Genomic DNA, 12,669 nt, shown 5'->3' on the forward strand with positions numbered 1-12,669 from the left:
CCGCGACAATGCGCACGACTGCCTGTCATTTGGGCGCCTTTTCGGCGAGGAGGGAAGCGCCCGCCGTCTTCCGTTCCCTGCATTTCCGACCGTGACAGCGACGGGGCCGGCGACTACAGGGGGAGCGGGGGCGCTCCGCGCGGGGAATTACGGCTTGGTGCGTAGACGATTGGCCCTGGGAATCGCGACAGCGGCTTTGCTGGCTGCGGGTGGCGCGTGGGCGGATGAGCCGGCGGCGACGATCACCGGGGTGGAAGACAAGGCGCTGCGCGACGCGATCCAGCGCGTGCTCTCGATATCCAAGACCGCGCCTCAAAGCCGCGCCGAAGCCCGCCGCCGCGCCCGTGACGCCGGCGACGACGTGGTCGCGGTGCTCCGCGCCGAAGGCTACTACGCCTATGCCGTCGAACCCGACATCAGCGAGGACGATCCGCCGCGTGGTGTGGTCAAGGTCCTGCCTGGGCCGGTGTTCGTGCTGGCCGATCCCACCATCGTCTGGCGTGGCGCTGCGCCTGACGAGGGCGTGAGCCAGAGAGCCGTCTCGGCCATGCGGCTGACTCCCGGCGAGCCGGGCCGCGCCGCCGACATTCTGGGCGCCGAAGGGCGGGTCATCGCTCAGGTCCAGCAACTGGGCTATGCCGATGTCGCCGCCGAACCGCGCGAGGTCATCGTCGACCATGCCGACCACACGGTGCGTCCCACCTTCAACATCGCCGCCGGAGACCTGACCCGCCTGGATGGTGTCGAGCTGATCACCAAGGGGCGCAGCAACCCGACCTGGGTCGCCCACCTGACGCCCTGGCAGGCCGGCGATGTTTACGACCCTGAGGATATCGCCGAGCTGGAGCGCCGCCTGCGGGACACGGCCGTCTATGACTCGGTCTCGGTCTCGATCGCGCCGCGCGAAAAGATCCTGCCCGACGGCCGCCGGCCCGTGGTCGTGAACCTGACGGACCGGCCGGAACGCACCATCGAGCTGGGCGCGGGCTATTCCACCAGTGAAGGGCCGGGCGTCGATGCGCGCCTGATCCGCTACAATCGTCTGCGCCGGGCCGACACGACCACCTACACCGCGCGCCTGGCCAAGCTTGAGCAGCGACTCGAGGGCGAGGTGGCCTTGCCGCACTGGCGCAAGCCGCAGCAGACCCTCAAGCTGAACGGCGCTGTGTTCCGCGAAACCACCGACGCCTATGACGAAACCGGCGCGACGATCAGCGCCGACCTGACCCAGCGCCGCAAGACCACCTCGTATCGCACCTATGGCGTGGCGCTGGACCTGTCGCAGTCCGAGCAGCTGGAAACCAGCGGCGCCGGCTCGGTCAAGGAAACCCTCAACCTGGCCACCCTGACCACCCTGGGCGCGATGGCATGGGATCAGTCGGACAACATCCTGGACCCGACGCGGGGCTGGCGCTTCGAGGCGCGGGCTGAGCCGACCACCAGCTTTGGCGACACCACTTTGGCCTATCTGCGCACCCAGGTTCTGGGCTCGGCCTATCTGCCGTTCGGAGACGACGCCAGCACGGTCCTGGCCGCCCGCGTCAAGGTGGGGGCGATCTTCGGGGCTCTGGTCTCGGAAATTCCGGCCTCGCGGCGCCTGTTCTCGGGCGGGGGCGGTTCGGTGCGCGGCTACGCCTACCAGGCCATTGGCCCCCGCCTGGCCGACAACACCCCGCAGGGCGGCGTGTCGCTGGTCGAGACCTCGTTCGAGGTGCGCCACCGTTTCACCCAGCGCTGGGGTGGCGTCGCCTTCATCGACGCGGGCGCCATCGGTCCGGAGCGCAAGCCCGACACCGAGGACTTCCGTTTCGGCGCGGGCATCGGCGTCCGCTACGACCTGGGCTTTGGCCCGATCCGCGCCGATATCGCCATCCCGCTGGGCAAGCGCGCCGGTGACCCGGCCTTCCAGATCTATCTCAGCATCGGGCAAAGCTTTTGACCGACGCACCTGAACACCCCATCGAAGACGCGGTTGACGAGGCGGTCGAGACCGTCGTCGAGGTCGCCAAAAAGGTCGGCGGCCCCGGCTGGCTGATGATCGCTTCGGTGGTGGCGGTGGTCATTGTCGCCATCTTCTTCGGCGGGCTGCGCTATGCGCCGATCACGCCCCAGGGCCGCATGTTCCTGGAGGCCCGGGCCAGCGGCCTGAAGCTGGGGCGCATCGGCCGGCTGAAGATCGAAGGCCTGTCGGGCGATATCTGGAAGAACTTCGGGGTTCGCCGCCTGACCATCATCGACGAAAAGGGCGTCTGGCTCGAGGCCCACGACATCCGGGTGGCCTGGCGTCCCGCCGAGCTGTTCAGTCGTCGCTTCCACGCCGAACGCATCGACGCGCGCGATGTCATCGTGCTGCGACGCCCGACCTTGACGCCGAAGGGCAAGTCCGGGGCCGCGCCGGTTTCGGTGGATCTGGACGCCTTCGCTCTGCGACTGGTCACCAAGCCCGAGTTCAGCCGTCAGGCGGGCGATTTCGATGTGGTCGGCGCCTACGAGATGGCGCGGCAGGGCGGCAAGAAGGGGCGGATCGGCGTGGCCAGCCGCCTGCACCGCGGCGACCACCTGACCCTGGACTTCGACCTGGGCCGCAACGACACGATCCGCCTGAACGCCGACGCGGTGGAAGCCAATGGCGGCGCGATCGCCGGCGCTCTGGGTCTTCCCGTCGATCGACCCTTCGACCTGAAGGCCAAGGCCGACGGGGCAATGAACCAGGGCGCTTTCAGCGTCACGGCGAAAACCGGCCGGGACATTCCGCTGGACGCGACGGGCGCCTGGACGCCGCAGGGCGGATCGGCCCGAGGACGGATTGACCTGGGCGCCTCCAGCCTGACGCGCCGTCTTGAGACCATGTTCGGCCCTGAGGCGGCCTTCACCGTCGAGGGCCGCAAGGCCACCGGCGGTCTCTATGACCTGATGACCCACATCCGCGCCGAGAACCTGGTGCTGGACTCCCGGGGGCTGGCCGACATCGGCAAGAAGCGGACGGGTCCCGACGGCCTGCCATTCACCGCGCGCATCGGCTCGCTGAAGAAGATCGTCTCGATCCCGGAAATGGGGACGGGCCTGGTCAAGGGCCGGTTCCGGCTGGAGTCAGGCGGCTTCTCGGTCGAGGGCGACGCTGATGTCTCCAACCTGTCGCTGCTGGGCTACCAACTGGCGCGGGCCAAGGGGCCGGCCATGGTGCGGTGGTCGAAAGGCGAGCTGACCATCAAGGCGCAGGCCGCGGCGCAGGGCGGCAGCGGCACCGGCGTGCTGGCCGTGCTGGGCGCCAGCCCCAAGGCCACGTTCGAAGGCGCACGCCTCAAGGGCGGGCGATTCCTGATCCGCTCCGCGACCGTGACCGGTCCCAATTTGGTGGTCACCGGCGAAGGCGACCGCGGCATCCTGGGCGGGCTGAACTTCAAGGGCGAGGCGCGGGTCGCCAGCCTGGCGCCGATCCGCGCCGGCGCGCGCGGCAAGCTGGTCGCCAAGTGGTCGGCCAGCAGTTCCAGCGGCAAGCCCTGGGGTTTCACGGTCGACGCCAGGGGGCAGGACTTCGCGGTCGGCCTGGCCGAGCTGGATCGGTTGCTCGGCAAGGTGCCGCGTCTGTCGGGCAAGGGCGCCTGGAACGATGGCGTACTGTCCGTCGCCAACGCCAGGCTGGAGGGCGCGGCGGCCGAGGTTCGCACCTCCGGCGCCATGCAGCGCGGTGGCGGCCTTGGCTTCAAGCTGGACTGGACCGCCACCGGCCCCTTCCGCGCCGGCCCGATCGAGGTGACGGGCAAGGCCAGGGGCGACGGCGCGATCACCGGAACCCTGTCGGCCCCCAAGGCCGACCTGACGGCCGATTTCGACTCCATCGACCTGCCCAAGCTGCCCCTGACCAATGCGCATCTGGCGCTGACCTTCGCCCGCACGGCCGGCGGCGGGGACGGCGTGGCGCGGCTGACCGGCCAGAGCAGCTATGGCGTGGCGAGAGCAGGCGCGGCGTTCCGGTTCGCGACGGGCGGGCTTGATCTCAGCGACGTGGACATCGACGCCGGCGGCGCGAAGGCCAGCGGAGCTGTCTCCCTGCGCGGCCGCCGTCCGGCCTCGGCCGACCTGACCGTGGCCATCGGCCCCGGAGCGTTCCTGCCGCAAGGCCGGGTGTCGGGCTCGGCGAAGATCGTCGATGCGCCGGCCGGCGCCCGCGCGACCCTGGACCTGACCGCCGAAGACATCGTCAGCGGCGGCTGGAAGGTGCGTTCGGCGCGCCTGAAGGCTGACGGAGCCATGGCCAACCTGCCCCTGACCCTCGACGCCCAGGGCGTGGCGCCCGGCGGCCGCTGGCGTGTCGCGGGGTCCGGCGCCCTGGCCCAGTCGGGCGAGGACTATGCGCTGTCCCTCGACGCGGCCGGGCGCATGGGCCGCACAGACATCAAGACGCGCGAAACAGCCCTGGTCCGGTTTGGCGGGGCCTCGACGATCACGCGACTGCGGTTGCTGATCGGCGAAGGCCAGGCCGATGTCGACGCCGACCTGGGCGGCGAGACCGCCAGTCTCAAGGCGCGCTTGGCCGGCGTAAGCCTGACCGCCTTCGATCCCGATCTGGCCGGTGACATCGACGGAACCGTCAACCTGCATGGCCAGGGCGAGACCCTGCTGGGTGATTTCGCGGCCAGGCTGACTGGCGCGCGCGAGCGGGGCTCCAAGATTGAGCAGTCGCTGGACGCCCAGATTCGCGGTGACCTTAAGGACCGGATCCTCACCGTCGTCGCCGAGGGCGCCAACCGTCAGGGCCTGAAGTCGGAAGCCCGCCTGACCCTGCCCGCCGAGGCGTCGGCCAAGCCGCTGCATCTCGCGATCGACCGTCGCCGGCCGGTCACGGGAACCTTCAAGGCGCAGGGCGAGATCAAGCCGCTGTGGGACCTGCTGCTGGGCCCTGAGCGCTCGCTGTCGGGCAAGATCGACGCCGAGGGAACCCTGGCCGGCACCCTGGCCGATCCGCGACTGGTCGGGCGCGCATCATTGGATGGCGGCGGCTTCGAGGAAGGTCAGACAGGGCTGCGGCTGCGCAACATCACCCTGCGCATGACCCTGGCCGACAACGCCATCGATGTCAGCCAGGCCACGGCCGAGGACGGTCTCAGCGGCTCTTTGACCGGCGGCGGGCGCATCAGCCTCAACCGCGAAGGTGTCAGCAGCTTCAAGCTGGACCTCAAGGGCTTCCGGCTGATCGACAATGATCTGGCCACGGCGACCGCCACCGGCCAAGCCACCGTCAACCGGTCGGCCGACGGCAAGGTCAAGCTCAGCGGCGACCTGACCATCGATCGCGCCGACGTCTCGGCCCAGAGCAAGACCCCGGCCGGCGTGGTCAATATGGACGTCATCGAGCGCAATCGCCCCACCGATCTGGATCAGGGCTCCCAGCCGCGCCGCGCCAGCCCCGGCGGCGGTATCGCGCTGGATATCGATCTGAAGGCGCCGCGTCGCGTTTTCGTGAGGGGGCGCGGTCTGGATGTCGAGCTGTCGCTGGACGCCCATGTCGGCGGCACGTCGTTCTCGCCCAGCCTGGACGGCGTGGCCCGCATGGTGCGCGGCGAGTACGACTTCGCCGGCAAGCGTTTCGAGTTCGACGACAATGGCGTGGTCACCCTGTCGACCCAGCTGGATCGCATCCGCCTGAACCTCAGCGCCCGCCGCGAGGATGCGTCGCTCACCGCCATTGTCAGGATCCAGGGCACGGCGGCCAAGCCCGAGATCACCCTGACCTCGACGCCGGAACTGCCCAGCGACGAAGTGTTGAGCCAGGTGCTGTTCGGCGCATCGGCCGCCCAGCTGTCGCCGATCGAGGCCGCGCAGCTGGCCTCGGCCCTGGCGGCCCTGGCGGGCGGCGGCGGCTTTGATGTGATCGGCAACCTGCGCAGCTTCGCTCGCCTCGACCGTCTGGCCTTCGCCGAGAGCGCCGCGGGGATGACCGTGGCGGGCGGCAAGTATGTCACCGACGATGTCTATCTGGAGATTATCGGCGGCGGCCGCGAAGGTCCCGAGGCCCAGGTCGAGTGGCGGATTCGCCGAACCCTGTCGCTGGTCTCGCGACTGGGCAGCCAGGGCGACGCAAAGCTTTCCGTCCGCTGGCGAAAGGACTACTAGAGGGCAAGGCTGTTGCGCGGGCGCCCGGTTACCTCGTCAGAGGAAGCACGTTTTACCCGCGGCCCTTGGTTTATCGTGACTGGGGGAGGAATGGCATGTCTATGCGACTCAAAGACGAGGATCGCGCTGTCCTGGAGGCTATCGCCTCGGACGGCGGGCGGATCATTGACCGGGCGGTGGCCTGGTGCGCGATCAATTCCGGCAGTCTGCATCTGGCGGGGCTGGAGCGGCAGAGACAGGTTCTGCTCGACGCCGTCTCGGCGCTGCCGGGCGCGCCCACCGAGATCCCTCTGGCGGCCTCGGAAGTCATTGGCCCCGACGGTCGGGTCGGCGAACAGCACCATACGCCCGCCATTGCCGTGGTCGTGCGGCCCGAGGCGCCGCTGCAGGTCGTGCTGACCGGCCACTACGACACCGTCTATCCCGAGACCAGCGGCTTCCAGACCGTGACGACGCGTCCGGACGGCGCGCTGCATGGACCGGGCATCGCCGACATGAAGGGCGGGATCAGCGTCATGCTGGCGGCGCTGGAAGCGTTCGAGCGCCATCCCGACTCGGCCAAGGTCGGCTACCGCGTGCTGCTGTCGCCCGACGAGGAAATCGGCTCGATCGCCTCGGGTCCGATCCTCAGCGATTTTGCCCGCATGGGCCATGTGGGCCTGACCTACGAGCCGGCCCTGGCGGACGGGTCCCTGGCCTCGTCACGCAAGGGGTCGGGCAATTTCCATGTCGTCGTCCACGGCAAGGCCGCCCATGCCGGGCGCGACTTCGCAGCCGGCCGCAACGCCGTCATCGGCGCCGCCCGGATCGCCGAAGCCCTGCATGGTCTGAATGGTCAGCGTGATGGCGTCACCATCAACGTCGCCCGTATCGATGGCGGCTCACCCCTGAACATGGTCCCCGACGTCGCCATCGCCCGGTTCAATGTGCGCTTTCCTGACGCCGAGGCCGCCGCCTGGTTCGAGGCGCAGGTCGCCCGCATCCTGGACGAGCCGCGCGACGGGCTGCACGTCCATCTGCACGGCCTGATCACTCGCGGCGCCAAGCCGTTCAACGCCGCCCAGCAGAAGCTGTTCGGGGCGGTCAAGGAGGTCGGCGCTCTGCTGGGCCAGGACATCGCCTGGAAGCCGTCCGGCGGCGTCTGCGAGGGCAACAATCTGTTCGCCTCGGGCCTTCCCAATGTCGACACCCTGGGCGTGCGCGGCGGCGACATCCACAGCGAGGCCGAACACGCCTGGCCTGAAAGCTTTGTCGAGCGCGCCCAGCTCTCGGCCCTGATCCTGATGAAACTGGCCAGCGGCGAGATCGACGGAAGATCGATCCGCGCGGCCATGGAGACTGTCTGAATGCTTGTCGTTCGTCCCGCTGGTCCCTCCGATTTCGACTCCCTGATGGAGCTGGCCGTGCTGTCTGGGCGCGGCTTCACCAGCCTGCCCGAAGACGAGCAGACCCTACGTTCGCGCCTCGACCTTTCGGACGCCAGCTTCAAGGCCGATGTCGCCGCGCCCGAGGCCTGGTACACCCTGATGCTGGAAGACCTGGAGGCCGGCGACGTGATTGGCGTGGCCGGGGTCAAGGCCGGCGTCGGCCTCAAGCGTCCGCACTTCTCGTTCCGCGTGGTGACCCTGGCCCAGTCGTCGCCGACCCTGGACAAGCGTTTCGACCACCGGGCCCTTGTGCTGGTCAATGAGTGCGCCGGGTGGTCGGAAGTGGGTTCGCTGTTCCTCAAGCCCGAGCGCCGCAAGGGCGGGGCGGGGCGGCTGCTGGCCCAGTCGCGCTATATGCTGATCGGCCTGGAGCCCGAGCGTTTCGCCGAGATGGTGCTGGCCGAGCTGCGCGGCTGGTTCGACGAGGACGGCGGCTGTCCGTTCTGGGATCATGTGGCCAGCAAGTTCTTCCGGCTGGAATTCGACGAGGCGGACATGATGAGCGCTTCGACCGACGGCCAGTTCATCCTCGATCTGGCCCCGCGCCATCCGATCTATGCCGAGCTGCTGCCCAAGGAGGCGCGCGACGTACTCGGCCGCGTGCACCGCGAGGGCGAGGCGGCGCGGGCCATGCTGGAGACCGAGGGTTTCCGCTATCAGGGCCTGATCGACATCTTCGACGCCGGCCCGACCGTCGCGGCCCGGCGCGACGACATCAAGACCGTGCGCGACGCGCGGCGGCTGCGCCTGAAGCTGGGCGAGGACGCCTATGGCGAGGAAGCTCTGGTCTCCACGGGTGAGATCGGCAGTTTCCGGGCCGTGCGGGCGCCGGTGCTGATCGACGGCGAAACGGCGATCGTGGGGCGCGACGCGGCCCAGGCGCTGCGACTTTCCGAAGGCGACATGGTGCGGGTGAAGGCATGAGCGGCGGGGTGTTTATTGACGGCGTCTGGCGTTCGGGCGCGGGCGTTGAAGCGGTCTCCATCGACCCGACCACGAGCGAGACGATCTGGCGCGAGGTCACGGCGTCTCAGGCTGATGTCGCCGCTGCAGTTGCGGCCGCGCGGCGCGCCTTTCAGCCGTGGGCTGATCGTCCGCGCGAGGAGCGCATCGCCATCCTGCGTCGCTACAAGGAGATCCTGGTCGAGCGCACGCCCGCCTTCGCCGAGGCCCTGAGCCGCGAGACCGGCAAGGCGCTGTGGGAGACCAAGGCCGAGCTGGGCTCGATGGCTGGCAAGGTCGATCTGTCGATCAAGGCCTATGACGAACGGACGGGCGGTATCGACAACGCCATGCCGTTCGGCCGGGCCGTGCTGCGCCACCGCGCGCATGGCGTGATGGCCGTGCTGGGTCCGTTCAACTTCCCCGGCCACCTGCCCAATGGCCATATCGTGCCGGCCCTGCTGGCGGGCGACACGGTGGTGTTCAAGCCTTCGGAAGAGACGCCGCTGGCCGGTCAGATGCTGGTCGAAGCCCTTGAAGCCGCGGGCGTTCCGGCGGGGGTCATCAACCTCGTCCAAGGCGGTCGCGAGACCGGCCAGGCCCTGATCGCCGACGAGATCGACGGGCTGCTGTTCACCGGCTCGGCCCAGGCCGGCGCCTTCTTCCGACGCTATTTCGCCGACCGTCCAGACGTGATCCTGGCGCTGGAACTGGGCGGCAACAATCCGCTGGTGGTCTGGGATGCGGGTGACGCCGAGGCTGCAGCCGCCCTGGTCGTGCAGTCGGCCTTCATCACCACCGGCCAGCGCTGTTCCTGCGCACGACGTCTGATCGTGTCGGACGATGCGGCCGGCCGAGCGGTGATCGAGGCGGTGGCGGCCCTGTCGGATCGCCTCACCGCCGGTCCATGGAATGGTCCCAGCGAGCCCTTCATGGGGCCGCTCATCTCGGCCCGCGCCGCCGCCCTGGCCAAGGCCGGGGCCGAGGCCTTGGGCGGCCGGCGCATCCGCACCCTGGGCGGTGTTGAGGGGCTGAGCGACGCCTTTGTGTCGCCGGGCTTCGTCGACGTGACGGGCGTTGAGGTGGCCGACGAGGAGCTGTTCGCGCCGCTCCTGCAGGTGCGTCGGGTGGCCAGTTTCGACGAGGCGATCGCCGCAGCCAACGCCACGCGATACGGCTTGTCGGCAGGGCTTATCTCAAATCAATCAGAGCTTTGGGATAAATTCCTCAACCGAATCCGCGCGGGCGTGGTCAACTGGAACAGGCCGACCACAGGGGCGGCGGGCAGCATGCCGTTCGGCGGACTGGGCGCGTCGGGCAACCACCGGCCCAGCGCCTATTACGCGGCCGACTACTGCGCCTATCCAGTGGCCAGTTTCGAAGCTGATGCAGTGCTCAATACTCTTGGCGATATCAAGGGCTTGCGGACATGATCTCAGCGGTCGAGGCCAATTGCGACGGCCTGGTCGGGCCGACCCATTCCTATGTCGGTCTGTCGCCCGGCAACCTGGCCAGCCAGAAGAACGCCGGCGAGGTTTCCAACCCGCGCGGCGCGGCGCTGGAAGGTCTGTCCAAGATGCGCAAGTTGGCTGATCTGGGCGTGCCCCAGTTCGCCCTGCCGCCGCATGAGCGTCCCGATGTAAGTCTTCTGAAGTCTCTGGGTTTTTCGGGCTCCGATGGCGCGGTTCTCGAGCGCGCCTGGAAAGAGGCGCCGGCCCTGGCCTCGGCCGTCTGCTCGGCCTCGCCGATGTGGGCCGCCAACGCCGCCACGGTGACCCCCAGCGCCGACTCCGCCGACGGCCGCGTTCACTTCACGCCGGCCAATCTGCTGACCAACCTGCATCGTAGCCTCGAGGGACCGCAGACCACCCGCAGCCTTCGGCGCCTGTTTCCCGATGCCAGCAAGTTCGCCGTCCACGATCCGCTGCCGTCCCAGCCTCATTTCGCCGACGAGGGCGCGGCCAATCATGTGCGGCTGTGCGCCGAGCACGGGGCACCGGGCGTCAACCTGTTCGTCTGGGGCCGCGAGGCCTGGGAGCACTGGGAGGGCCGCTATCCGGCCCGCCAGACCCGGGAGGCCTTCGAGGCCGTTGCGCGCCGCCACGGGGCGGCCCGAGCGATCTTCCCGCGCCAGGGTCGAGCGGCGATCAATGGCGGCGCCTTCCACAACGACGTCGTTTGCGTCGGCACGCGCGAGTGCCTGTTCTTCCACGAGCGCGCCTTCGAGGATCGGGCCGACATGGAGGCCGACGTCCGGTCGGCGGCGGAGGGCCTGTTCGAGCCGGCGTTTGTCGAGGTCTCCGAAGCCGACCTGCCGATGGCCGATCTGGTGGCGAGCTATCTGTTCAATTCGCAGCTGCTGGTCATTCCCGGCGAGGACCGTCTGGTGCTGCTGGCTCCGGCCGAGACCCGCGACAATCCCCGCGCCTTTGCCGTGGCCGAGAGTTTGGCGACGTCCAATGGCCCCATCGGCCGGGTCGACTATGTCGATGTCCGTCAGAGCATGCGCAACGGCGGCGGGCCTGCCTGTCTACGCCTTCGCGTCGTGCTGACGGACGCGGAACTGGCGGCGACCAATTCCGCCCAGCGTTTCGACGCCGGTCTGCACGCCCGTCTCGCTGACTGGGTCGAGCGCCGCTATCGCGACCGTTTGGCGCCGAGCGATCTGGCCGACCCGGCCCTGCTCACCGAGGTGCGCGAGGCCCTGGATGAACTGACGGGCATCCTCGACCTTGGCGGCGATTTCTATCCGTTCCAGAGGGGCGCATGAGCTTCGAAATCCGTCCCGCGACCTCTAGCGACGTCACGGCGCTGGTCGATCTGCACAAGGCGGTCGCCGCCGTTCCCGATGGCCTGGCGCGGCGTCCGGATGAGATCACTCGGGACTATGTCGAGCGTTTCCTGGCCGGGGTCAGCTTCGTGGCCGTCGGCCCCGACGGCGCGATCTGGGGCGAGATCCATGCGGGCCGCGAGACCGTGGCGCTCTTCGCCCATGTCCTGTCCAATCTGACCGTCGCCGTCCATCCGGATCGCCAGGGCCTGGGGATCGGCTCCAGGCTGTTCGAGGCGCTGATCGCGCATGCAAGAGCGATGGAGCCGCCGATCCTGCGGATCGAGCTGGCGGCCGGAGCCGGCAATCCCGGCGCGATCCGGCTGTATGAACGGCTGGGTTTCAAGCATGAGGGGCGGCAGGTCGCGCGCGGGCGCTATCCCGACGGGCGGCTTGAGGATGACATCCTGATGGGGATGCTGATCTAGCCGCGCAGCGCGGCCAGGGCCTCCGGGAAGCGGCGCGAGAGCGGAGCCTCCAGCTCGCCCAGTTCGACGGCGTAGTCGCCGGAGCCTTCGGGACGCAGGCCTGTGACCTTGGCCTTGTTGACCAGCCACGAGCGGTGGCTGCGCACGAAGCCGTGCTCGGTCAGGTCGGTCTGGACGGTGGCCAGGGGCGTGCGCATCAAGGGGCGGCGGCTGTCGACCAGCACGAATTCCACATAGTTGCCGGCCGACCGCACGGCCAGGATGTGGTCGATGGGCACCCGCACCAGCCGCGCGCCATCCTGGATGTCGAAGGTCGCCAGTGAGGGCGAGGCGAGGGCGGAGGCCTGCTGGCGACCCTGACGCAGCGCCAGGAAGAAGATGCTCCAGGCGATACCGTAGGCCAGCAGGTCCTTGCGGAACTCGTACGGGAACTCGCGGGAGAGGTCGCCGAAATCGTAGGTCTGCTGCAGCAGCGCCAGATAGGCCAGGTTCCGCAGCGCCACGAAGCCCGCCACATGCAGGGCCGAATAGGCCAGGACCGCCACGAGATGGACTGGCGCGGCCTGCCACCACGGCGGGCGTTTGCGATGAGACCAGAGCGCGACGGCGGCCGGAATGGCGAAGATCGCCAGGGTGACCAGCGCGCTGCTGCCTTCCCAGAGGACCGGAAACAGGGGCGGCAGATCGGGGTCATCGTGCTGGATCGTCAGGATGTTGACGACGCAGATGGTGGCGATCAGGCCAATCCCCAGCAGCCAGGCCCGCAGGATCGAGCGCCACTCTTCGCCGCTCATCCCGAAAAGCACGCCGTTGATCCCGCCTGGTTTTCCGCTCGTCCCCGACAGGGCCCGCCGATCCCGAGGCTCTTGGCGGGTCTGGACGTCGCGAGGCACGACCTTCTCATCCCTTTTCAAGCCGGGCGCCTCTT

Annotated in this window: 8 protein-coding genes; 7 read left to right on the plus strand and 1 reads right to left on the minus strand. The window is 69.0% G+C overall.

The features are described from left to right. Positions 1 to 157: 157 nt before the first annotated feature. From ACW17V_RS08730 to ACW17V_RS08760, 7 genes are all read left to right on the plus strand, one after another. Positions 158 to 1,939 carry an autotransporter assembly complex protein TamA gene (locus tag ACW17V_RS08730; RefSeq protein ID WP_492108436.1) on the plus strand — a complete coding sequence of 594 codons (1,782 nt, stop codon included), beginning with the start codon at positions 158 to 160 and terminating at the stop codon, positions 1,937 to 1,939. Next, positions 1,936 to 6,114 (plus strand): translocation/assembly module TamB domain-containing protein, encoded by a 4,179-nt coding sequence (locus tag ACW17V_RS08735; protein WP_492108437.1) that lies wholly within the window; start codon positions 1,936 to 1,938, stop codon positions 6,112 to 6,114. Before ACW17V_RS08730 ends, ACW17V_RS08735 begins: the two co-directional genes overlap by 4 nt. A 101-nt stretch (positions 6,115 to 6,215) precedes the next feature. Next, positions 6,216 to 7,460: a hydrolase gene (locus ACW17V_RS08740; protein ID WP_492108770.1), complete on the plus strand. Its 1,245-nt coding sequence runs from the start codon at positions 6,216 to 6,218 to the stop codon at positions 7,458 to 7,460. Beyond that, the gene (locus ACW17V_RS08745) at positions 7,461 to 8,465 is read left to right on the plus strand and encodes an arginine N-succinyltransferase (RefSeq protein ID WP_492108438.1); all 1,005 of its coding nucleotides are present in this window, start codon (positions 7,461 to 7,463) and stop codon (positions 8,463 to 8,465) included. It abuts the gene before it with no gap. Further along, entirely contained in the window at positions 8,462 to 9,916 is a 1,455-nt protein-coding gene (astD, locus tag ACW17V_RS08750; protein ID WP_492108439.1) for a succinylglutamate-semialdehyde dehydrogenase, read from the plus strand. The genes ACW17V_RS08745 and astD overlap by 4 nt, the downstream gene beginning before the upstream one ends. Next, on the plus strand, positions 9,913 to 11,253 hold the full coding sequence (astB, locus tag ACW17V_RS08755; protein ID WP_492108440.1) for an N-succinylarginine dihydrolase: 1,341 nt from the start codon (positions 9,913 to 9,915) through the stop codon (positions 11,251 to 11,253). The genes astD and astB overlap by 4 nt, the downstream gene beginning before the upstream one ends. Next, positions 11,250 to 11,741: a GNAT family N-acetyltransferase gene (locus tag ACW17V_RS08760; protein ID WP_492108441.1), complete on the plus strand. Its 492-nt coding sequence runs from the start codon at positions 11,250 to 11,252 to the stop codon at positions 11,739 to 11,741. The genes astB and ACW17V_RS08760 overlap by 4 nt, the downstream gene beginning before the upstream one ends. On the opposite strand, the gene ACW17V_RS08765 is transcribed toward ACW17V_RS08760, so the two are convergent. Then, complete coding sequence (locus ACW17V_RS08765) at positions 11,738 to 12,547, minus strand: LytTR family DNA-binding domain-containing protein (protein WP_492108442.1); 810 nt, start codon at positions 12,545 to 12,547, stop codon at positions 11,738 to 11,740. The genes ACW17V_RS08760 and ACW17V_RS08765 overlap by 4 nt on opposite strands. Positions 12,548 to 12,669: the final 122 nt, after the last annotated feature.

This window comes from Caulobacter sp. FV2ye17ST, from assembly GCF_058680955.1.